The organism is Verrucomicrobium sp. 3C, from assembly GCF_000379365.1.
Taxonomy (GTDB): Bacteria; Verrucomicrobiota; Verrucomicrobiia; order Methylacidiphilales; family Methylacidiphilaceae; genus Methylacidimicrobium.
In genome coordinates this window covers 741,064-763,446 of record NZ_KB901875.1, presented here as the reverse complement: position 1 = coordinate 763,446, position 22,383 = coordinate 741,064, and the positions used below count along the sequence as shown (strand labels likewise).

Annotated in this window: 18 protein-coding genes; 10 read left to right on the top strand and 8 right to left on the bottom strand. The window is 60.4% G+C overall.

The window, feature by feature from the left end; translation table 11 throughout:
- Positions 1–41: 41 nt before the first annotated feature.
- A complete protein-coding gene (gene leuS, locus A37A_RS0104350) occupies positions 42–2,513 on the top strand; it encodes a leucine--tRNA ligase (RefSeq protein ID WP_026195647.1) in 2,472 nt (823 codons plus the stop codon).
- A gap of 71 nt (positions 2,514–2,584) precedes the next feature.
- Here the strand turns inward: leuS and A37A_RS0104345 are convergent, their stop codons facing one another.
- Both A37A_RS0104345 and A37A_RS0104340 read right to left on the bottom strand, forming a co-directional pair.
- Positions 2,585–3,919, bottom strand: coding sequence for a TldD/PmbA family protein (locus A37A_RS0104345; RefSeq protein ID WP_018290305.1), 1,335 nt, complete (start codon positions 3,917–3,919; stop codon positions 2,585–2,587).
- Entirely contained in the window at positions 3,916–5,484 is a 1,569-nt protein-coding gene (locus A37A_RS0104340; RefSeq protein WP_018290304.1) for a TldD/PmbA family protein, read from the bottom strand. The genes A37A_RS0104345 and A37A_RS0104340 overlap by 4 nt, the downstream gene beginning before the upstream one ends.
- Before the next feature lie 171 nt (positions 5,485–5,655).
- Between A37A_RS0104340 and A37A_RS0104330 the strand changes: the two genes are divergently transcribed.
- Genes A37A_RS0104330 through A37A_RS18135 form a run of 3 tightly spaced genes read left to right on the top strand, consistent with a single transcriptional unit; the run spans position 5,656 to position 9,472 of the window.
- The gene (locus A37A_RS0104330; protein ID WP_018290302.1) at positions 5,656–6,921 is read left to right on the top strand and encodes a M20 family metallopeptidase; all 1,266 of its coding nucleotides are present in this window, start codon (positions 5,656–5,658) and stop codon (positions 6,919–6,921) included.
- A 9-nt stretch (positions 6,922–6,930) separates the two neighbouring features.
- Positions 6,931–7,608, top strand: a complete 678-nt coding sequence (locus A37A_RS0104325) for a hypothetical protein (protein WP_018290301.1) — start codon at positions 6,931–6,933, stop codon at positions 7,606–7,608.
- 43 nt (positions 7,609–7,651) lie between these two features.
- The gene (locus tag A37A_RS18135; RefSeq protein ID WP_231363765.1) at positions 7,652–9,472 is read left to right on the top strand and encodes an N-acetylmuramic acid 6-phosphate etherase; all 1,821 of its coding nucleotides are present in this window, start codon (positions 7,652–7,654) and stop codon (positions 9,470–9,472) included.
- Here the strand turns inward: A37A_RS18135 and nth are convergent.
- The 4 genes from nth to A37A_RS0104300 are packed head-to-tail and all read right to left on the bottom strand — an operon-like array spanning position 9,469 to position 15,003.
- Positions 9,469–10,179, bottom strand: a complete 711-nt coding sequence (gene nth / locus A37A_RS0104315) for an endonuclease III (RefSeq protein ID WP_018290299.1) — start codon at positions 10,177–10,179, stop codon at positions 9,469–9,471. The genes A37A_RS18135 and nth overlap by 4 nt on opposite strands.
- Positions 10,176–11,570: a 30S ribosomal protein S12 methylthiotransferase RimO gene (gene rimO / locus A37A_RS0104310; RefSeq protein ID WP_018290298.1), complete on the bottom strand. Its 1,395-nt coding sequence runs from the start codon at positions 11,568–11,570 to the stop codon at positions 10,176–10,178. Before rimO ends, nth begins: the two co-directional genes overlap by 4 nt.
- Entirely contained in the window at positions 11,567–12,655 is a 1,089-nt protein-coding gene (locus A37A_RS0104305; protein ID WP_018290297.1) for a helix-turn-helix domain-containing protein, read from the bottom strand. Before A37A_RS0104305 ends, rimO begins: the two co-directional genes overlap by 4 nt.
- A 14-nt stretch (positions 12,656–12,669) precedes the next feature.
- The gene (locus tag A37A_RS0104300) at positions 12,670–15,003 is read right to left on the bottom strand and encodes a DNA translocase FtsK (RefSeq protein WP_018290296.1); all 2,334 of its coding nucleotides are present in this window, start codon (positions 15,001–15,003) and stop codon (positions 12,670–12,672) included.
- A gap of 305 nt (positions 15,004–15,308) precedes the next feature.
- Here A37A_RS0104300 and A37A_RS0104295 point away from each other — a divergent pair, with 305 nt between their 5' ends.
- Positions 15,309–15,923 (top strand): superoxide dismutase, encoded by a 615-nt coding sequence (locus tag A37A_RS0104295; RefSeq protein ID WP_018290295.1) that lies wholly within the window; start codon positions 15,309–15,311, stop codon positions 15,921–15,923.
- 44 nt (positions 15,924–15,967) lie between these two features.
- Here the strand turns inward: A37A_RS0104295 and A37A_RS20535 are convergent, their stop codons facing one another.
- Positions 15,968–16,219 (bottom strand): hypothetical protein, encoded by a 252-nt coding sequence (locus tag A37A_RS20535; RefSeq protein ID WP_018290294.1) that lies wholly within the window; start codon positions 16,217–16,219, stop codon positions 15,968–15,970.
- Positions 16,220–16,334: 115 nt separating this feature from the next.
- Between A37A_RS20535 and A37A_RS15765 the strand changes: the two genes are divergently transcribed.
- A complete protein-coding gene (locus tag A37A_RS15765) occupies positions 16,335–16,886 on the top strand; it encodes a DUF192 domain-containing protein (protein WP_196799493.1) in 552 nt (183 codons plus the stop codon).
- On the top strand, positions 16,883–17,665 hold the full coding sequence (locus tag A37A_RS0104280) for a histidinol-phosphatase HisJ family protein (RefSeq protein WP_018290292.1): 783 nt from the start codon (positions 16,883–16,885) through the stop codon (positions 17,663–17,665). Before A37A_RS15765 ends, A37A_RS0104280 begins: the two co-directional genes overlap by 4 nt.
- On the opposite strand, the gene hpnC is transcribed toward A37A_RS0104280, so the two are convergent.
- Positions 17,651–18,580, bottom strand: a complete 930-nt coding sequence (gene hpnC, locus A37A_RS15760) for a squalene synthase HpnC (protein ID WP_196799492.1) — start codon at positions 18,578–18,580, stop codon at positions 17,651–17,653. The two genes, A37A_RS0104280 and hpnC, sit on opposite strands and share 15 nt — an antisense overlap.
- A gap of 176 nt (positions 18,581–18,756) precedes the next feature.
- On the opposite strand from hpnC, the gene coaE reads away from it, so the two are divergent.
- The 3 genes from coaE to galE all read left to right on the top strand — a co-directional run bounded on the left by coaE (position 18,757) and on the right by galE (position 21,949).
- Positions 18,757–19,359, top strand: a complete 603-nt coding sequence (coaE, locus tag A37A_RS0104270; protein ID WP_018290290.1) for a dephospho-CoA kinase — start codon at positions 18,757–18,759, stop codon at positions 19,357–19,359.
- 241 nt (positions 19,360–19,600) lie between these two features.
- Complete coding sequence (gene rho, locus A37A_RS0104265; protein WP_081616274.1) at positions 19,601–20,944, top strand: transcription termination factor Rho; 1,344 nt, start codon at positions 19,601–19,603, stop codon at positions 20,942–20,944.
- A gap of 24 nt (positions 20,945–20,968) precedes the next feature.
- Entirely contained in the window at positions 20,969–21,949 is a 981-nt protein-coding gene (gene galE / locus A37A_RS0104260) for a UDP-glucose 4-epimerase GalE (RefSeq protein WP_018290288.1), read from the top strand.
- The last annotated feature ends 434 nt before the right edge of the window (positions 21,950–22,383 follow it).

Sequence of the window (22,383 nt, the reverse complement as noted above, 5' to 3'; positions counted from 1 at the left end):
ATGCTTTTTGCTTTTCGGTGGAAAGTCGCGTAGAGGCGGTCATGGAAGCGCGTAGGGCTTACCCTTTTGACCGGATCGAGGCGAAGTGGCAGCGAGTCTGGCAGGAGCGTGCCGTCTTCCGCGCGGCCAATCCTGGGGAACCGGGGGCGGAAAAACCGAAGTATTACGTGCTCGATATGTTTCCCTACCCTTCCGGGCGTGGGCTGCATGTTGGGCATCTGGAAGGCTATACCGCTAGCGACATCGTGGCCCGTTACAAGCGGATGCGCGGATTCAACGTCCTTCATCCGATGGGCTGGGACGCCTTCGGCCTTCCCGCGGAGCAGCATGCAGTGGCGACCGGCATCCATCCGCGAATCACCACCGAGAGAAATATTGCCCACTTCCGCGAGCAGATCACGGCGATGGGATTTTCCTACGACTGGTCGCGGGAAATCAACACGACCGATCCCCGCTACTACCGCTGGACCCAGTGGATCTTTCTCCAGCTCTTCCGTCGCGGGCTTGCCTATGTCGCCGAAGCGCCGGTCTGGTATTGTCCGGCGCTGCAGACGGTCCTAGCCAATGAGGAGATTCTCCCTTCGCCGGACGGCCCGGTTTCCGAGCGAGGCCACCACCCGGTCGAGCGGCGGCCGCTGCAGCAATGGATGCTTCGCATCACCGCCTATGCCGAGCGGCTCCTTGCCGACCTGGATCTCGTCGATTGGCCGGATTCGATTAAAGAGATGCAGCGGAACTGGATCGGGCGCAGCGAAGGGGCCGTCATCCGCTTCTCGATCGAGGGGATCGAGAGTTCCCTCGAGGTTTTCACCACTCGTCCCGATACGCTCTTTGGCGCGACCTATGTGGTGTTGGCTCCCGAGCACCCGCTGGTTGCGAAGATCACTCGTCCGGAATGCCGGGAGGCTGTCGAAGCCTATCAGCGGGAGGTGGCCAAGAAGAGCGACTTGGAGCGGGCGGAGCTCACCGAGGAGAAGACGGGCGTCTTCCTCGGTGCCTTTGCGATCAATCCGGCCAGCCGAGAGAGAATTCCCGTCTGGATCGCCGATTACGTGCTTTTGTCTTACGGGACCGGAGCGATCATGGCCGTACCGGCGCATGACGAACGCGACTTCGAGTTCGCTTCCCTCTTCGGTCTCCCGGTGCATCCTGTCGTGCGTCCAAAGGACTCGGCAGCTCCTCCGGCAGGTTGCTTTCCCGGGGAGGGAATCGCTTGCTGTTCCCAATTTCTGGACGGCTTGAGGACACTGGAGGCCAAGAGCGCGATGATCTCCTGGCTCGAGGAAAAGGGGTTAGGCAAGCGAACCATCCAATATCGGCTGCGCGACTGGCTCTTTTCCCGGCAGCGATATTGGGGAGAGCCCTTTCCGATTGTCTGGCGGAACGGGGAAGCGCAGCCGGTACCCGAAACCGAGCTTCCCGTCCTTTTGCCGGAGCGAAGAGACTTTTCTCCCGAGAGGGGGGGCTTTGCTCCGCTCTCCCAGGAAAAGGGCTGGGAGGAGCTACCGGACGGAGGCCGCAGGGAGACCAACACGATGCCCCAGTGGGCTGGCTCTTGCTGGTACTACTTGCGCTATCTCGACCCCGGAAACGACGGAGAACTGGTTTCCCGGGAAACGGAACGATACTGGATGGGGGCCAAAGGAGTCGACCTCTACATCGGGGGAGCGGAGCACGCGGTGCTTCATCTGCTCTACGCCCGCTTTTGGCATAAGTTCCTCTATGACATCGGAGTGACTTCGACCCCCGAGCCGTTTCATCGTCTCGTCAACCAGGGCATCATCCTGGGGGAGGACGGACGGAAGATGTCGAAGTCTTTGGGCAACATCGTCAACCCGGAAAGTCTGCTGCGGGAATATGGAGCCGATAGCGTGCGGCTCTTCGAAATGTTTCTGGGACCATTGGAGCAGATGAAGCCCTGGTCCTCGCAAGGGCTCGAAGGCCCGCACCGCTTCTTGGCTCGCGTCTGGCGACTGGTGATGGAGGAGGATGCCGAGGGCCGCTGGATGCCGCGTCCGGACATTTCGAATGAGGAAGTCCCAATGGAGACCCGGCGGCTTCTTCATCGTACGATTCGCAAAGTAGCAGAGGATCTGGAGTGCCTCTCCTTCCATACGGCAATCGCGCAGATGATGATTTTGGTCAATGCCCTGACGCGCCGGCCCATCCCATCCCGGATCGTTCTCGAGCCGCTGATCTTGCTCCTTTCGCCCTTCGCTCCCCATCTCTGCGAAGAACTCTGGTCCGTGCTTGGTCATGCCGAATCCCTGGCCTATGCGCCATGGCCGGAAGCCGATCCCCTGCTCCTGATCGAGGAGGAGGCGGAATGGGTCATCCAGATCAACGGCAAGGTTCGAAGCCGGATGAGGGCGGCGCTGGATCTCGGCCAGGAGGAAGCCGAATCCCTGGCGCGCCAGCGATCGGAGATCGAGTCATGGCTCAACGGAAAGTCGGTGCAGAAGGTGATCTTCGTTCCCGGGAAGCTTCTGAACTTCGTGGTGGCCCGGGAGTAATGCTCCCCGCGAAGAGGAGCCGAGCCGATCGGCCTCTGGTCCGGAATGTCGCGAAAAAGCGATATTCCTTCTCAGGAAGCTTCGGAGACCGACGAGAAAGTAAACTCCTTGGCGACCAGCGCGGGTACCCGCGCGGGGAGATCGTCGATTTCCGATCCCACGGTGGCCTCAGGTGTTCCGAGAGCCACGGCATTCTTGAGGAGGGTCACGGGGCTTTCGTTGAAACGAAAGTTATTCACCGGATGAGTGATTTCCCCCTTTTCGATCCAAAAGGTTCCATCGCGGGTCAGACCGGTGAGCAGGAGCGTGCGAGGATCGACGGTTCGGATATACCAGAGGCGAGTCACGAGCACGCCTTGATCGATGCCCTGGATCAACTCTTCGGTCGAACGATCGCTACCGGACAAGAGCAGATTGGTCGGCTCGGGAACTGTCGGCGCCTTCTTCTCCTGCGCCCAAAAGCGGGTGCGCATCAACTCGTGGAGTTGGCCGCGATCGATCCAGAGCCTGGAGGTAGCCGGAAGACCATCCGTCGAATAGATCGAGCCGGGAGTCATCGGGTCTTCCGGATCGGAGCGTAGCGAAACCGAATCCGAGAAGAGCTTTTCTCCCAAGAGCGTTCCCCCTCTCGGACGGGAAAGAAAGCTTCGCCCCTCGTCGGCAGGACGGGCTTGGAGCGACAGCAACAGGAAGCCGACGAGGTCGCACACAGCCGAAGGCTCGAGCAGGACAGTGTAGCTACCTGGCGCAAGGGGCTGCGGATGGCGCGAGTGAAGCGCCTTTCCCATTGCCCGCTCGACGAGGACGGGTAGGGAGATCCCCCCTGGAGAATAGGCCGCGCTCGCTGCCCAGCCCGCGCCCTCTCCGTCGCGAGTTCTCGCCGAGACCGTGTAATGGAGGCGAGTCGCCTCCTGGAAGACCCAGAGGCCGGTCGTCGCTGCATAAGCCGAAAAGCTGGTTTCGCATTCCAGGAAGGCTGCGCCAACGACTCCCTTGGTTTCCGCAGCCGCGAGGATCGTCTGCCCCTGTTCCGCTAGATCCTTCGTCGAGAGGCGGGCCGCCTCGGGGGAGTAACCCTTGGCGGCAGGGTACGACTGTGGGCCGGGCGGGGACAGGAATTCCGGATCTTCCGGAGAAACGCGAGCCACCTCCTCGGAACGGCGGACCAGAGCGGCAAGGTCGGTGGGATTCGCCTTGTTTCCTGCCGCTTCCCCCCTCCGTTTCCCAAAAGAGGACTCGACGCGGCAATGGAAGCCTTCGTCCTCTCCGCTGGTCGTGACCGTGTTGCAGGCGATGCGCAGGTTGAGCCTCGTCCAGCCGGAGATCTCCGCGATTGCCGTTTCCGCTTTGGAATAGGAGAGCAGCTTGGCTCCGATCTCCCGGGCCTCCCCTTCCGACAAGATCACGCGTGCCTCCCGGTGTTGAGGATATTGATCCCACGGAACCGGGCGGGCACGACTCCATGCGAGACAGGCGCGGACTGGACCGGTTGGCCCTTGCCACAGGAGAGCGTTCCACCGAGCCAGTATTCCTTTGCCCCGCCGAGCCCGTCGCAAGCAGTCCAGAACGGGACGGTCGTGCTCTGGTAGGCGACGTCCCGGAGCATCTCGCCGAGCTTCCCCTTGCGGATCTCATAGAAGAGCTGTCCCCCGAACTGAAAGTTCTTGCGCTGTTGATCGATACTCCAGCTTCCATCTCCGACGATAAATACCCCGTCGTCGACTCCCGCGATCAACTCTTCGAGGGAAACATCGTGTTGCGACGGCTGCAAAGAGATGTTGGGCATGCGTTGGATCGGAAAGTAGGCGTGTCCTTCCGCGAAGGAGCAGGCATTGGAATGTGGGAGGCCGATCCAGCGGGACTGCCCGATCGCCATCTGGAAGTTTTCAAAGCGCCCACGGGAGATGATGGGGAATCGAGCGTAACGAGTCGGCATCCCGTCATCATCGTAGGCGGCCGTGGCAAGGCCGCCCGGCTGATCGCGGTCGGCCATCACCGTCACGATCTCACTGGCAAAGCCCAAGCGACCCCGGTCGTCGGGCTTGACAAACGTCGTACCGGCGAAACCCGCCTCGTAGCCGAATGCGCGGTCAAGCTCGGTGGAGTGGCCGATGGTCTCGTGAAGGGTAAGCCATAGGTTGGTGGGATGGAGAACCAGATCCTTCTTGCCTGCGGCTACCGGCTTAGCCTTGAGCTTTCGCCTCGCGTCTTCGGCTGCCTGGCGCGCTTCCTGCTTCCAGTCGTGCGAACGGATATATTCATAACCGGCTGCCCGCGGCGGAAGGAGACTGGAGCGGTTGGCAAAGCGACCGGTCTCCGGATCGATTGCGGTGACGGTAAGGCGCGGATAGGTGCGGAAAAAGAGCTGTTCGAGAAAGGAGCCAATGCTCGAGGCAAAAAACTTTTCCTGCCGGACGAAGAGGAAAAAGCTTTGGCAGAAAGGAGCGCCCGCCGCCCTGGCCGTCGCATTGATTCGAAGGAGCTGCTCGGCCTTTTGATCTAATGGGATGGAGAAAGGATCCTGCTCGATCGGCACGCGCCACTGGTCGATCTTCGGTTCGACTCTCTCGAGCTCGACCTGTTGGGTCGCCAGTGACCGGTTTGCTTTCGCCATCTCGACGGCAGTGCGCGCGCAGGCGCTCGCATGTGCTGGGTCGAGCATGCTTGCGGAACTGAATCCCCAGACGCCGTTCACGAGTGCCCGCACCCCGAGTCCGCTGCTGGCGGAGACCTCGACGTTCTCGATCCGTTCTTCCCGGGCGGAGAGCGCTTCGGATTCGGAAAAAAGGACGCGAACATCCGTGTATGCGGCACCTGCGGCTCGTGCCGCATCCAGGGCGGCCTCCGCGAGCCGAGCGGCCTCTTCCCGACGGGAAGATCGTCCTTCTGACGTTGCGGCGGCCAGCGGACTGCCTCCTCCGAGGAGGCCAGCAGCCAGGCTTTGCAGGAATTTTCTGCGAGAGATGCTCATGCCATGCCGGATGGATTCTGGATTTACCCATAGCAAGAGCGCCTGGGTCGCGGCAAGGGCGGCGTTGCTCTTACAAGGCCTCAGCGGACGATGGGCGGCGCCGCCTGCCGCGAAAAAGGCTGCCGTTGCCGATCGGCGTGATACAAGGGAAGAGAGGGAGGAAGACAAGAAGTGAATACCGATGCGGAAACCTGGCTTGCGGAACACGAGGAAGACCTCTGTGCTTTTCTCGCGGAGACCGTGCGCATTCCGACCGTGAATCCCCCGGGGGAAAATTATACGGATCTGGTCGAGAGGTTAGAGGCCAAGCTTCGGGATATCGGCCTTTCCACGGAGATTTTGACCGTTCCCCAGCAGATTGTCGCCAAGACTCTCCTGCCAGGCTCCGCGAACTTTCCCCGGCATAACCTAGTCGGGAGATGGGATGTCGGTGCGGAAAAGACCGTCCAGCTCAACTCCCACTACGACGTCGTTCCCGCAGCGGGGACGTGGAAGCACTCCCCCTTTGCTGGCGAGCGGGATGGCGATTGGCTTTTCGGCCGAGGAATGGCTGACATGAAAGGATCACTTGCCGCAAGCCTATTCGCGGTGGAGGCGGTGCGACGGACGGGACTCAAGCCCCGTGTCAACGTAGAGTTGGCTTTCGTCGCCGATGAGGAGATCGGGGGAGAGCTCGGCACGGGCTATCTCGTGAGCCATCGGAAGAGGACTCCGGATTTTGCTATCGTTTGCGAAGGCGGGGCTGCGGGTAAAATCGGCGTCGGCCACAATGGCATCGTTCAACTGGAGGTGACGGTTCTCGGCAAGGGAGGGCACTCCGCCTACCCGATCCGGACCGTAAACGCCTTCGAGCAGATGGTTGCCCTTGTCTCGCGCATCGAGCCGGAGATCCGGAAGACGCTGGCCGATTCCCGCAAACGGTTTGCGACCCCGTCCGGCGAGTACCTGGAGCCCGTAGTCAACCTGGGGGGAGTCTTTGGACCTGGGAAGGCAGCAAAGGTGAATATCATTCCGGGCGAGGCGAGCTTTACGATCGACCGGAGGCTGACTCCGTCCGAGCAGTTGGTGGTGGTCGACCGGGAGTTGCGCGAGCTCGTCCGATCGATCGCCGCGAAATGCCGCATCAGAATTCGGATTCGGAAGATTCAAACGACGGCGCCGTGTGCTCTTTCTCCCCGCTCCCCCTTACCTCAGGCCTTCCGGAGAGCAGTGGAAGGGGTGCGGGGTGGACGCGCACGCTTCACCGTGAACCGGGGAGCGACCGACATGCACTACTACGCGCGGAAGCTAGGGGTGGACACGATCGGCTACGGGGTCGATGGGAAAAACATCCATGCAATCGAGGAGCGGATCTCCGTCAAGGATCTGGTCGCCACGGCCCAGGTCTACGCTCGATTCCTGTGCGATTTTGCGCCGGATTCTCCGAAAGGCCGATAGGCGCCCGAGATGAGGAACCTACGTGAGCGAGGAAGCGGTGGGGAAGGAACGGATTGGCGTCTCTGGACAAGATCGCCGAGGGCGATTCGTCGAGTCAGAGGATGGCGTTCCCTCATCCTTCTCTTTCTGGGAGCAGCGACCGTCTGTCTGTGGCGGGCTTACCCGCAACAACATCCGTTTGAAGCGGGCGTCGGGGTGGTCTATGCTCCGGGGCACGCCTTCATCTTGAAGGCGCCCGAGGGCTGGATTCTCGATCGGGAATCCCGAGGCAAGGGGCGATTGGAGCCAGTCTTTTATCCGGTCGGCTTCACGGCGAAAGACACCCCCATGCTCATCTGGGCTGGCTCGAAACGCTTCGAGTCGGGGAGACAAGACCGCATCGAAAGTCTCTTGGCGGAGATCGCTCAGGTGCTGTCTCCGCCTCGCGGAGAGGGGGTCAAAGCCGTCCCCGTAGAGGAATGCCGAGTCGGGAAAGGCTTCCAGGCGGAGATCTATGCCTTCGTTTCAGAGCCAGGAGGAGAATCGCTTTTTGCAAGGGTGGGTTGCATCTCGAGCCCGACGGCGATCGACTACGTGGCTCTCCGGGCAAAGGATAAGAGTTTCTATGAGAGATCCCTGGCCGCCTTTGCCGCGATCCTGAAGTCCTACATCCCCTTCCGGGGAGGCGAAGTTTATATTCCAAGATGAGCCAGGCCAGTGGAGAGCGGGCCCGGGAGCATGAGGGACAAGGTTGAACACGGGCCGAAAAGAGAGACCGCTGGTGGAAGCAACGTTAGGAATCGAAGGAGGAGGAACCAAGACGACCTGGGTTGTCCTGGATTCGGAAGGAAAAGAGAGGCTGCAAGGCCTTGCCGGCCCGGGAAATATCAGCCTGCTGCAGGAGGACGAGATCCGGAAGCTGCTTGCCGGGATTCGGTCGGAGGCTGGAGGGGAGATCCATTCCATCGGAGCGGCCTTTGCGGGCTGTCATCTGCCCGTGCAGCGGCAGCGGATTGCGGAAATCCTCCGATCCCTCTGGCCAGCGGCGGTTCGCGTCGTCGTTGCCGAGGACACCCGTTCAGCCTTTGCCGGCGCGTTCGGCTCGGAAGAGGGAATTATCGTCATCGCGGGAACGGGCTCCAACGTCCAGGGATACCGACAGGGGCAGTGGGCGCGAGCCGGAGGCTGGGGGCATATCTTGGGAGATCCAGGCAGCGCCTACGACTTGGCCCACATCGGGCTCCAGCGTGTCTATGACGTCTTCGATGCCACGGGGGAGGTGGTTCCGCTGGGCGTCTCCTTTTTGCAAAGGATGGGCCAGAACAACCTTGAGGAGCTTTTCACCCATATCCTCTCCGACTCTTCGAAGGATCGAATCGCCGCGCTCGCTCCCTGTGTGCTGGAGCACGCTGGGGCGGGCGATCCTCTTGCCATCGATGTCGTGCGATCCCGCTCGAGCCTTTTGGCGGATAAGGTCGGCCATGTGGCAAAAAAGCTCCAGTTCGAGATGCCGAAGATCGCCTTGATTGGTGGGCTCTTCGAGCACAGTGAAGCCTATATGAAGCTTTTCAGCGAGGAGATGCGCTCCCGGCTCGCCGTCCGCGAGATTTTTGTCTCCCACGTCACGGGAGCGGTGGGTGCGGCACGCCTGGTCACGGAGTGGGCTAGCGACTCTCCCGCAAGCGAGGTGAGGTCCAGGCCGCGCGTTTCGCGCGAAATCTCCGTTGCCCTAGAGGGCGCGCTCACCGAAGAAAGAAACCCTCGATCTCGTTTTCTCGATCGCAAATCGGTGCCGGAGCTCGTCCAACTCTTTCTTTCGGAAGAACGCTTCGTCGAGCAGGCCCTTGCAAACCGGAAAGAGGCGATCGCCACGGCAGCCGAGGCGGTGGCGTCTGCCTTGGAGCGAGGAAAACGACTCTTTTACGTTGGAGCCGGAACGAGCGGACGCCTAGGGGCGCTCGATGCGAGCGAAATACCGCCTACCTTTAGCGTCTCTCCCGATCTCGTGCAAGCCATCATGGCCGGAGGATCCGAAGCGTTTTTCCAGAGTCGGGAGGGGGCGGAAGACGATCGCGGAGCCGGGGCGCGCAGCGTGGTCGACCGCGGCGTTCGGGAGGGAGACGTCGTCTGCGGAATTACCGCGAGCGGAAGGACTCCTTTTGTCTTGGGCGCGCTCGAGCAAGCAGCAGCCCTGGGAGCCCTGCCCATCCTTCTGAGTTGCAACCCTCGCCGTCCCGCCGCACCCTTTGTCCACTTCGCGATCGATTTGGCCACGGGTCCGGAAATCGTAGCCGGCTCGACCCGCCTCAAGGCGGGAACGGCGACGAAATTGATCCTGAACATGCTGTCGACCATTGCCATGATTCGGACTGGCCGAGTTCGGGACAACCTGATGATCAACGTGCAACCGAATAGCGAAAAGCTTCGCTATCGCGCCCTTCGCCTCGTCATGGAACTGGTTCCCTGCAATGAGGAAGAAGCGTTTGGCCGCTTGGAGCGGGCAGAGTGGCGGGTGGCACTCGCCATCGACCTGCCAACGCCATCCCCGGGGGAACAGAGGCGCACGGTTTAGGGCATGGGCGGCAAGCCCACTCGGGGGCAAAGGGAGAGGAGCTCACAGTGAGGACAATCCGGCTTGCGCGAACGACAACGCTTCCGCCCGTGGAAGATCAGCCGGTTGCTGAACGCAATCCATTCCTTTTGGGGAATCCGCTTTATCAGGTCGGACTCGATCCGCTCTGGAAGCTTCTGATCCGTGAGGCCGAGCCGGTAGGAAACGCGCGCCACGTGAGTGTCGACGACGATGCCGACGGGCAGTTCGAACCCGTTTCCCAACACCACATTAGCGGTCTTGCGTCCGACGCCCGGCAGCTTGATCAACTCTTCCATGGTTTGCGGTACCTGTCCATCCCAGCGCTCCGCCAGGATTCTTGCGGTCATACGGACGTGGCGCGCCTTGGTTCGATAGAAGCCAAGGCGGCGCAGAGCATCTTCCAGGGCTTCGAGGGGGGCAGAGGCAAGGCTTGCGGCGTTCGGGTATCGGGAGAAAAGCCCGGCCGTGACCCGGTTCACCTGCTCGTCGGTGCAGCGGGCGGAAAGAATCGTGGCAATCAGCAGCTCAACAGGGTTCCGGTAATGGAGGGCCGGATGGCTGTCCGGATAGGCGGCCGCAAGGAGGCGGCATAGGGCTGCCGCCCTCCTCCGCTCGTTTGGGAGCGGACCGGAGGAAGAGCCCCGGAGCCCTTTGGGGTTCGAGATTCGGATTGCCGGAGCCTTCACGCGCAGCGGGCACAAACGGTCTCCCTGGCGATCAGATCGTAATCCGAGGCTCCTCGGATGACCACCTCGGCGAACTTGCCCGACGGCAGCTTCGGGGAGACAAAAATCTTTCCGTCCACATCGGGGGCATCGGCGGCGGACCGAGCGAGACCAGGGGAATCGACCAGCACCCGCATCGTTCTCCCGATGGACTCGGCCGCCCGGCTTCGAACAATCTCCTTTTGCCGCGCCATGAGCTTTTCCCAACGTCGCTTTTTCTCGGCGGCGGGAATCTGTCCTTCGAGCCGGGCGGAGCGGGTTCCCTCTTCCTGGGAGTAGGAAAAGACGCCAAGCCGCTCGAAGCGCGCCTCGCCGACGAAGTCAAGCAGCCTCTGAAAGTCGTCTTCTCCCTCCCCGGGAAAGCCGACCAGGAAAGTTGTGCGAACCACTACCCCCGGAATGTCCCGGCGTAGAGAGGCGAGCAGCTCCCGCAACTGCGCTTCGGAGGTGCCTCGTTGCATCCGCTGAAGAACCGGGTCGGCGATATGCTGAAAAGGAACGTCGACGTAGCGCACCACCTTCCGAGCTGCGGCAAAAGCCTGGATGAGCCGATCGTTCCAGTGCGCAGGATGAGTATAAAGGACCCGGATCCAGAAGTCTCCTGGGACCTCGTCGAGGGCGCAAAGAAGATCGGCGAGCGTTTCTCCTCGCGTGGAAGCGTCCGGCGCCGTTTCGCTTCTCATTCGATCCCTGCCGAAATAGGTGGAATCCTGGGAGATGAGAATGACCTCCCGCACGCCGCGGGCAATCTGCTCTTCCACCTCGCGGACGATGGAGGCGATTGACCGGCTTCGGAAGCGGCCGCGGATCCGAGGGATGATGCAGAAGGTACACGGATGATTGCATCCTTCAGCGATCTTGACGTAGGCCAAGTGGCTGGGGGTCAGCGGAAAGCGGGGTGAGGAGAAGTCGGGAAGAAAACGGGATTCCGAGGAGATGGCGTCGCGGCGGAAGCCCTGGTCGTCGATGGGAAGCAGGCGAGCGACATGCTCGGCGATCTTGTCGACTTCGTCCAGGCCAAGGAAGAGATCCACCTCGGGGAGGAGAGAGGGCAGATCTTCGCGATACCGCTGGGCAAGGCAACCGGTTACCACGATCTTCTGAATCGGACTTCTTCGCGAGCTTTCACGTTCCTGATGGGAGGAGAGCACCGTGCGGATCGCCTCTTCTTTTGCCGGATCAATGAATCCGCAGGTGTTGATGATGAGAATGTCTGAGGTCGCGGCTTCGAAAGAGACGACGGCGCCCGCCTCCGCGAGCCGTCCGAGCATGATTTCCGCATCGATCAGATTTTTCGCACACCCGAGCGGGATCATGCCGACGGTCTTCCCCTTAAGCGATAAGGGGCTCATGGATTCGGAAGAGTAAGCTCTTGTGACGGCGAGTCGGCGGAAGCCATGGATACCGTCTGTCCGTCGAGCACGATATCGACCACGGAACTATTGGCCATCTTGATCCGGAACTTTGGACCAAGAAACTCCCTACGCTCCCCGGCATGCAAAAGACCCGCAAACAATTGGCGGCTGTGGCCATCTTCGATCACGTTGACGTGAACCCAGGATTCCTTCTTGGCCTGGAGAACCAGATGATACGCCTTTGTAGGGGAAGGGAGATCTCCCGATGGGGTAGCGGTAGCGTCGGAAGCTTCCGCCTGTTCCCCCTCCTGCCCGTTCGCATCCCCTTCCTCCGTAGATTCTTCCGCTGGGGCAGGGGCGGTCGGGCCCGAAGTCGATTCCTGCTGCGGAGCGTTCTGGTCTTCCGTGGGATGAACGGGTATCGCCCGGGCGATACGCACTGGAGGCTCAGCGGTTCCCGCCGGGGGCTCTGGGGACGAGGAATTCACAGGGAGCGCCCGGCGAATCTCCACGACTTCCGGAGGTGGTGGGAGCAGGGGGACCTTTTTTCGGATTTCCGTCTCGACCGGCTTCCGGGAGGCACGGCTCTCGGGAGCGAGTTCCAGGCCGGTGATCTCCTTGGGTTCGGACGGCGTCGGGCGCCGATAGGAGGCTACCTGGTAGACGCGGTAGACTCCCACTGCACACATGAGGACGAAAAGCCCGGCGGCCACCAGGAAGGAGACGAGTTGCGGAGAGATCCAACGCCGTCGGGAGGCCTGCACTCGTCCCAACAGGAGAAGCGGCTTCTGCGTAGGGTATGGACCGCGACGCATCGGCCAAAACGCTTGATCCAATTGATCGAGCAGCGCCTTTTCGTCCAGGTGAAGAACTCGAGAATAGGTGCGCAAGAAGTTGCGAACGTAGGCTGGCGCGGCGAAGCTGCGATAGTCATCCTGCTCCAGAGCCGCAATCTGCTCCGGCAAAATCTTGGTGGCTTTGGAAGCCGTATGGATGCTCCACCCCAATGCTTGGCGAGCCTCATGCAGCTGGTGGCCGATGCTCTTCCCGGGTGGAAGTCTTTTAATGTGGTCGATCGCCATGGTGGTGTACGCCGCTACGCAGTCGGGACCGGACCGTCCAAATCGGCCAGAATTTCCCGAGGCTTGGCTCCGTTTTCTGGCCCCACCAACCCTCGATCTTGGAGTAGATCCATCACCCACGCCGCTCGATTGTACCCGAGTCGTAAACGCCGCTGCAGCAGCGAAGTGCTGGCGCGTCTCTCTTGCCAGATCACTTCTAGGCACTTCTGAACCAGCTCGCGATCCGAATCCGACAGGTCACCCGTTGCGGACTCCCCGGAAAGCTGATCGTGGAGCTCGTTCTCTATCACGGGCCCTCCTTGGGCGCGAACATAGTCCACGACCTCGGCTACCTCCTCCTCTGAAACGTACGCCCCCTGACCTCGGACCATTTGGCCCACGCCCGGCGGCAAATACAGAAAATCACCTTTTCCCAGTAGGTTTTCAGCGCCATTCTCGTCCAGGATTACCCGAGAGTCAAGCGAACTGCTGACCTGGAAGGCGATCCGGCTAGGGATGTTTGCCTTGATGACTCCGGTGACCACCTCCCTTCGCGGAGTCTGCGTCGCAACGATCAGGTGGATTCCGGCAGCGCGCGCCTTGGCCGAAAGACGAGCGATCGCAACTTCTACATCCGCTGATGCGGTCTGCATCAAGTCGGCCAGCTCGTCCACGATCACGACGATGGCTGCGAGCGGCTTGGGAGGGGGTGGTTGCTCGGCAGCTTTCTCGCCGGAATCCTCCGCAGAAGCGGAAGCCGCGCCACGTTGCGCAGAGAGAGCCTTGAGAATCTGCGCATTGTAGGCGGCAATGTTGCGCACACCGGCGGAGGCCAAAAGCTTGTACCGTTTATCCATTTCTGAGATCACCCACTTGAGGGCGGTAATCACCTTCTTGGGTTCGACGACGACCGGGACGATCAAGTGGGGAATTCCGTTGTAGATCTGTAGTTCGACTTGCTTGGGATCGACCAGGATGAGCCGAAGTTCCTCCGGTCCGAAGCGATAGAGCAAGGAGAGCAAGAGGGAGTTCACGCAGACGGATTTTCCGGAGCCGGTCGCTCCCGCGATGAGCAGGTGGGGCATCTCGGCGAGATCGCCAATCAGCGGCTGGCCGTAGACGTCTTTCCCGAGCGCGATCGGCAGGCGCGCCCGGGTTTGCTGGAACTCGGGAAGCGCGAGAATATCGCGGAGAACGACGGCGGACTTATTCGGATTCGGGATTTCGATTCCGACGCTGTCCTTGCCTGGGATCGGTGCGAGAATGTGAATCTTCTCCGCCCGCGTCGCCCGAGCAATATCCCTTTGGAGGCTCAGGATCCTGTCGACGCGGACCCCTTCCGCCGGGTAAAGTTCGAACCGGATCACCGTGGGTCCCTTGGTGATCGTTCCCAGGGAGGTCTCGATCCCGAAGCTCTCGAGGGTCTTTACCAAGAGATCCCCCGTTACGCGGAGGTCAACGTCGCCGGGACCGCCCTTGCGGGGAGGAGGACCATCCCGGAGCAGGCGGAGGGGAGGAGGACAATAGTCCGTCGATCGGATCGCGGGCGCCGCGCGGGAAATGGGCTCGGTCGAGGCCTTGCGGACCGGTTCAAACACAGGGGTGGAAGGCTTGCGCGATGGAGGTGGATGCGCCGTGTCGATGATCTCGGGCGGCGGCGCTTCTCGCCGCATGGTGACGCGGTTCCCCTTTCCGGCGAGCTTCCGGGTAAGCAGCCTCTCCTCTTCCACGAGCTTGCGCTTGGCAAGCTCGATTTGGCCGCGCACCCCCTCGCGGCGGAGGCATTCTTCCCTGTGCGCCGTCCAGCGCTCTTCCACCCAGTGCACGAGGCGGATGAGGCTGCGAACCGGTTCCGCCTCGTAGAGAACGATCAGCAGGAGAAGGCAGGTGAGACCCAAAAAGATCTCGCTCCCTGTTCTCCCGAGGATAGGGGAAAGCAAGGGGCGATCGATCAGCTCCCCGACAAAGCCTCCGGTGCTTCCTATATTGACGCGAGACCGCCACTCGCTTCCAACGTAGGGTTGAACGTTGGCGAGCCCGGCAGCGGCGAACAGGAAGAGGAGCGTCCAGAGGAGTTTCCACCTCCAGATCACCTGGGCCTGTAGGCTGAATGCCATCCCTGCGGTCAGCAGTAGAAACGGGATCAGGTAGGCTCCGAGCCCAACGAGGGAGTAAAGGGCGAAAGCCGTGTATCCGCCTGCCGGTCCGATCGCGTTGGCAGCCTCAGCCTGGTGAGGCCACTGGTTGAAGCCGACGTCGCCCGGGCGATAGGATACGAGGCTGAGGAGCAGAAGAAGCGCTAGACCAAAGCAGAAGATGCTGCTGACCTCCGCGAGCAGGCGACTCTTGGCTTTTTCCCAGAGTTTCACGGCGCACTGTAACGTGCGCGAAGGCAGAGGGGCAACTCGTTTATTCGTTTGCTCCCCAACATCTGATGGCACACGGCTCCTTGCGCTTGCCCTGCCTGTTCGGGGAAACGCTTGGAGGAGGCTGGGGAAAAAGTCCTTGCCTTTCCGGAGTTGTTGACGTTTGAGTGACTCTACCCGTTGGCTGCCGGTTCTCAGCGTCTCCGGTCCAAAGGCAAGCCGAGTACCGCGAGTACGACGGTTCATCGGTCGGTGCCGGTTGGCGAACGGGGATGGCAAAAGACAAAGACCAAAAAAGAGGACTCTCTATGGCATACGAAACACCTCAGCTTCCTTATTCCTTGGATGCGTTGGAGCCATACGTCAATACGATGACGATGGACTGCCACTACAATGGTCATCACAAGGCTTACGTGAACAACTTGAACAAGGCTCTTGCCGACTACCCCGACTTGGCGGCGAAGAGCCCCGAAGAGTTGATTCGGGACCTGGCGTCCGTTCCGGAAAAGATCCGCACCGCCGTGCGAAATAACGGTGGTGGACATGTCAACCACTCGATGTTCTGGAAGATGATGGCACCCCGCGTTGGTGGAGCACCTTCCGGGAAGCTCCACGAAGTGTTGAAATCCACCTTCGGCAGCTTCGCTGAATTTCAAGGGAAGTTCGAGGCGGCGGGCCTCGCCCGCTTTGGGAGCGGCTGGGTCTGGCTGGTACGCAATCCGGCCGGAGCGCTCGAGGTCATGTCTACGCCGAATCAGGATTGCCCACTGATGGAGAGGAGCTATCCCCTTCTCGGATGCGACGTCTGGGAGCATGCTTACTATCTGAAATACCAGTTCCGGCGCGGCGACTGGCTGAAGGCGTTCTGGAATCTGGTGAATTGGCCAGAAATCGAACATCGCTTCGAAGCGAGCGGAGCGTAGGCTCCCTCGCTCGGGCGGAAAGTTCCGCCGGAACCTCTCAGCGGCTAGAAAGCCAGAAATTCGTCCGTGCCGAGGATTAAGTCCGCAAGCAATCCAAGCCCGCCGTAGGTTACATCGGCCTTTCGCGGGAGGGAGCGGCGCAGGGCGGCATAGGCGCATCCGAAGAGGCGGAAGCGTGGGCTGGCGCGCGGAAGGAGCGCGTCGATCTCCCGTACGCCGTTGTCTAGGCAGTAGAGGTAAATGTTGTATCCTTGCCTACTTCGCTCTTCCGCGGTCAGGAGAAAGTCTGTAAACATAGGGCTTCTTCGATCGACGGTCAGAAGAAGACAGAGGGTTCGAGGAGAGGAAGCGCTTGGCACGGGCGGGAAAACGCTAATTCTGGATGTGCCGTCCGAGGGCAAGGATGAGCCTTTGAGCGAGCGAGTACAAGGCCGTCATTCCACCAATCTTCCTCTACCCGGTTCCGGGCGCAAGAGACGATGCGGAGGAGTTGCCTTTCTTTTGCTGCTGGCGCAGCTTGGATGGATGAATTCGTTCTCGGTCGCCAGAACCGCAGAGATCGCTCCCGCCCCTTTGCATCTTTTGGCAGGCACAGGTCATCTGGCCGTCGAGGTGGCACGCACCCACGAGGAACTTTCGCGCGGGCTGATGTATCGCCGAGTGCTGGGTGAGGATGCGGGAATGCTCTTCTTGCTCCCGCGGGAGGGGGTGGCCTCATTCTGGATGGCGAACACCACGATTCCGCTTTCGGTCGCCTTTCTCGATCGAGACGGCATCATCCTCGAGGTCCACGATCTTCAGCCGCTGGATACCAAGATCGTTGCCAGTCGGAGCTCCCGGGTTTGCTTCGCCCTCGAAGTCAATCGAGATTGGTTCGCCCGACATGGCGTCCGAGAAGGAGAGACGATCCAGCCAGAGGGAGCGACTTGGCAGGAACTCGCCGCGCAGAAAGGCAATCCATGAAGATTTTCAGCGATTATCATATGCATCCCCAGGGCCATCGGCTGCATCCATACAGCCGCGAACTGCTCGATCCCTGGTCGGTCGCGGCCCGCAAGAAAGGAATTCAAGAATTTGCGATCACCGACCACGATCGTTATCATGCGGGAGTCGACTTCGACCGCTTTCGAGAATGGCGCGAAGAAAATGACGACCTGACGATTCGAATGGGAATCGAGCTCGACAACGATCCGCAGAGTAGCGACGCCGGACTCGCTTGGGTGCGGCGGAATTGGGACAAGCTCGATTTCGTCTTGGGCTCTGTCCATTTTCTGGGTGATTGGCCGTTTGATCGTGCCGGGGAGGATGTTGGCTTTTCCCGGCAGCCGATCGAGGAGATTTATCGGGAATACGCCGCCGCCTTGTGGAAGCTCGTGGAAAGAGGCTGGATCGATTGCCTGGCTCACCTGGATTTGATCAAGATATTCGGATTTCGGCCGAAAAACGACTTCCTAGGCTACTTTGAAGAGATCTTGCTTCTGGTGCGGGAGAGGGACTTGGCCCTGGAGATCAGCACGGCGGGCTGGAGAAAACCCGTGGGCGAGGCTTATCCCGACGAGGCGATCCTATGGCGGGCCCGAGAGATGGGCATCCCTTTCACCTTGGCTTCGGACGCACACTCCTGCTTTCAGATCGGGGAAGATTATGAACGGCTCTCCGATCTCCTGGAAAGGCTGCAGATCCGCGAAGTCGCTCTTTTTAAAGGACATCAGCGGAGAATAGTGCCCCTAGCCCGCGTGTAGGGAAGGGCGGAGGGCGGCTCTCTCCGGCGAACGGGGCGAGCCGTCCCGAATGCAAAAAAAAGCCTTGGCCAAGAGAGTCGGAGCGTCAAGAACCCCAAGGGTCGGACGATGGTGAAGGGTGTCGAAATCAAGATCGACGATCTTTTCGAGAATGCGGCGCCCGCTATGCCAAGTGAGTTCGATTTCCCAGCGGAGAGGCCGGGGAAGCGTCTGCATCAATCCGCACCCTTCATCGAAGAGCCGAAAGGCTCTCTCCACCTCCATGGCGAGGAGAGCTCGGAATTCCGGACCTGCGCGACCGGCGAGGAGACTTTCTTCGGTCACTCCGAAGCTCGTCATCCCGTCTTGCGGCAGATAGATCCGGTCTTTGAGAAGATCGATGGAGATATCTTGCCAAAAGTTCGTGATCTGCAAGGCCGTGCAGATGGCGTCCGATGCGGCGAGTTGTTCCTCTTCTCGCTCTCCGTGGATCAGGAGAACGAGCCGGCCGATCGGATTGGCGCTGCGTCGACAGTAATCGAGAACTTCGGCAAACGAGGCGTAGCGCTTCTTTTCCACGTCCTGTGCAAAGGCGCTGAGGAGATCGAGGAAGAGTTGAATCGGCAGGTCGAACTGCTGGATCGTGTGGTGGAGCGCCACGAAAATCGCATCCTCCGGCTCGGAGGCCGGATTGCGGACGGCGGCTTCGAAACGGTGAAGGCCCGCGAGGCGACCCGGAACAGTCCGTTCCGGCGGTATGTGGTCGGCGGCAAGATTCCCGTATCCCTCATCCGCGATATCATCGGCCAACCGAGCAAAAGCATAGACCGCGTGGATATGGGGCCGCAAAGAGTGGCTGACCAGGAGGCCGACCGGGAAGTTCTCGTAATGGTGAGCAATGCGCTGGCAGGCGGCATAGGCCATATCAAGAGTCACGTGCTCCTTCTTTTCCGAAAGAGAGATGTTGTCAACTGGGAATGGGTGGGTTGCGTGCAAACTGGACTGGCGATCCGTGGCGGGGAACATAGAGATTCAGAAAAAGGGGCGGGCATCGGCGTCAGGCATGCGGCCTCCTCCGCCCTCCCGGCCGATCGACGAGAACGAACCTCCCGATGCCAATTTCCTACCTTGGCTTGACCGGCGGAATCGCCGTTGGCAAGTCGACAACCGCGGCTCTCCTCCGGCAAGCGGAATGGTTCGTGATCGATTGCGATGAGATCGCGCGGAAGTTGACGGCTCCGGGAGAGGAAACTTGGCAAAAACTGGTTGACGTGTTTGGTGAGCAGATCTTAAATGAAGATCAGACCATCAATCGAAAAAAGCTCGGGTCGATGGTTTTTCGTTGTTCCCAGTTGCGGAAGACGCTAAACGAGCTGACTCACCCCACCATCCTTGAAAAGTGGCGCAAGGAAGTGATGGCTTTTAGGGCTCGGAACCCAAAGGGCAAAATCGCTGTTTCGGTTCCCCTTTTGCATGAAGCAGCCCTGGAAGGAGAGTTTGAGAGAGTCCTTTGCGTAGGTTGCTCCTACGCGACGCAAGTGCGGCGGCTCCTAGCTCGTGGGTTGGAAAGGGAGGAAGCGGAGGCACGGATAGACAGTCAGTGGCCAGTGGAGAAGAAAGCGGCGCGCAGCGACGCACTCCTTTGGAACGACGGCTCTCTAGAACTTCTTGAGCGGCAGCTATCACGCTTTCTTTTCGCTTGTGCCGCGGCTTGAAAGCCTCGGTCTTCTCGTGCGGGGAACAATAAATGCGCAACGGTATCCGATGGGAAGGTAGCCTTTTTTGTGAGGAGGGGAGGAGCGATACCTCGCTGGAAAAAGAATGAATGCGGATGAAATCGATCAGGAGAAGAGTGAACCCAAAGGTGGGCCGAATCAAAGTGCATCAGTCGGGAGTCACCGGGTGGGGGAGGTCGCTTCTTCCGGAGAGCAGCGACAGCCTCGGAGCAGCAATCCGGTGAGCAACGCCGAACCGCGCGGTGCGGAGCAGCAGAACCACAAGGAGGGCGGCGGAGCGTGGTCGCGTCCTCATTCGAACGGCCAGCCGCTGAGCTTGAGCGATCTGCAGCGTCTCTCCTTTTCCGACCTCCAGCAGAGAGCCTCCGGGTATCAGATCGAGAATCCCGGCTTGCTGCGGAAGCACGAGTTGATCTTCGAGATTCTTCGCCGCCATGCTCAGAGAAACGGCCCGATCTTCGGAGAAGGTGTCTTGGAGGTGCTACCCGAAGGTTATGGTTTCCTGAGATCTCCCGCCTATAATTACTTTCCTTGCCCGGAAGATGTCTATGTTTCGCCGGCGCTGATCCGGCGCAATGGGCTGAAAAAGGGCAACTCGGTTTCCGGGCCGATTCGTCATCCAAAGGAAAAGGAGCGATACTTCTCGCTCCTGCAGGTCGATCTCGTCGAAGCGGAGGAGCCGGAAAAGGTTCGGAATCGCATTTTTTTCGACAATCTCACCCCTCTCTTTCCAAACCGGAGGATTTTTCTCGAAGGGAAGTCCAAGGATCCCTCCCTGCGGGTAATCGACTTGGTCGCCCCGATCGGATTCGGTCAGCGCGGATTGATCGTCGCGCCGCCGAGAACGGGAAAGACCGTGCTCATGCAGAAAATCACCAACGGGGTGAGCGAAAATCACCCAAAAGCGCACCTGATCGTTCTGCTCGTGGACGAACGGCCCGAGGAGGTCACCGACATGGAGCGCTCCGTGCGGGGAGAGGTGATCAGCTCGACCTTTGATGAAACGCCAGATCGGCATGTGCAGGTGGCGGAAATGGTGATCGAACGAGCGAAGCGATTGGCGGAGACCAAGATGGACGTGGTCATCCTGCTCGATTCGCTGACGCGGCTGGCCCGTGCCTACAACACGCTCCAGCCGCACAGCGGAAAGATTCTGACGGGGGGAGTCGACGCCAACGCCTTGCAGAAGCCGCGCCGTTTTTTTGCGGCGGCGAGAAACTTGGAAGAGGGCGGGAGCATCACGATTCTGGCCACGGCCTTGGTCGACACCGGCTCCAAAATGGACGATGTCATCTTCGAGGAGTTCAAGGGAACCGGCAACATGGAGGTTCATCTGGACCGTTCCTTGGTTGACAAGCGTATCTATCCCGCAATCAACATCCCCAAGTCGGGGACACGGAAAGAGGAGTTGCTCTACCATCCAGACGAGATTGCGCGCATTCACGTGTTGCGCCGTGCGCTCACCTCCGTTCCTCCCGTGGAGGCGATGGAACTGCTGCTCGAGCGGCTTCGGAAGACCAACACGAACGTCGAGTTTCTTCTTTCGATGAATCTCAAGGACTAGGCCCACGGCACGGATCCCGACCTTATGAAGATCCTGGTGACCGGCGGGGCCGGCTATGTGGGAAGCGTCTGTGTCGAGCATCTCTTGGACGCTGGGATTTCCACGGTAGTCGTCGACAATCTTTCGGAGGGACATCGAGCGGCGGTCGATGAACGGGCCGCGTTCCACTGCCTCGACTTGAGCGAACAGGGCCGCCTACTGGCCCTCTTCCAGAGCGAGAAGCCCGATGCGGTCATCCACTTCGCAGCGAGCGCTCTCGTCGCGGAGTCGATGCGCGATCCATCGACCTATTTTCGGAACAACGTCTTCCACGGGATCCATCTTCTTGACTCGATGGTGGCGACCGGGGTGCGGAAGATCGTGTTTTCCTCCACCTGCGCGGTCTACGGACTCCCGTTGAAGATCCCGATCGAGGAGCGAAGCGAGACGAGGCCGATCAATCCATACGGCGAATCCAAGCTCTGTTTCGAAAAGATCTTGCGTTGGTATTCGGAGATCCATGGGATCGTTCCGCTCATCTTGCGTTATTTCAATGCGGCTGGAGCTTCGGAGCGACGTGGAGAAGACCACAGGAAAGAGACCCATTTGATCCCCCGGATCTTGCAGGTGGCCTTGGGACAACGTGAGTCGGTGGAAGTGTATGGAGATGGCTTCTCGACACCCGATGGCACGGCGATCCGGGACTATGTGCATGTGCGCGACCTGGCGGCGGCTCATCTAGCCGTGCTGCAGAGAGAGCAGCCGAGCCTCTACAATGTGGGGACCGGCGAGGGATATTCCGTCCTGCAAGTGATCGAGATGGCTCGCAAGGTCACCGGCAGTCCCATTCCCCATAAGCTCTGCCGCGCGCGCCCGGGCGATCCGCCGCGCTTGGTGGCGAATGTCCACAAGATCCGCCAAGAGCTTTCTTGGACTCCGGCACATTCCCGGCTTTTGGAAATCGTCGAGAGTGCCTGGCAATGGCATCACACTCATCCAGTCGGCTATCCGGACGACTGCTCCTAGCCTGGAGTTCCAGAGCGCAGGAGATTTCCCAACGGAGGGGTGCATGCGCTTCGTTCGCATCGGCGGGGGATTGTAAAGCGCTTCCGGCAGGACGCATTAACGCCGAGTCCTAGCCGCCATTTCTCGTGCGCCGTGAAAAGGGTGCATCGCCCAGTGGGGAGGGAGTGATCTCCACCCGGCAACTATTGCTCCAGCCGGAAGCATCCGGAGCGGCTGCTGGTGGTGACGCCGGTGGTCGAAGCCTCTGGAGGAAAAGGCCCGGAGAGCGGGCCAGCGAGCAAGCAGGCCCTAAGGGAAGTGAACGCTGAACAAAGCCTCGAAACGCTCAATGCGGGCGCCAAGCTTGTGAGAAAGAAGCGAAGGCCGATGACTCCCTGGGAAGGAGAGCAATATGGGCACTGGGGAGAGCCGCCGGGGTACTGGGCGAGGGCATG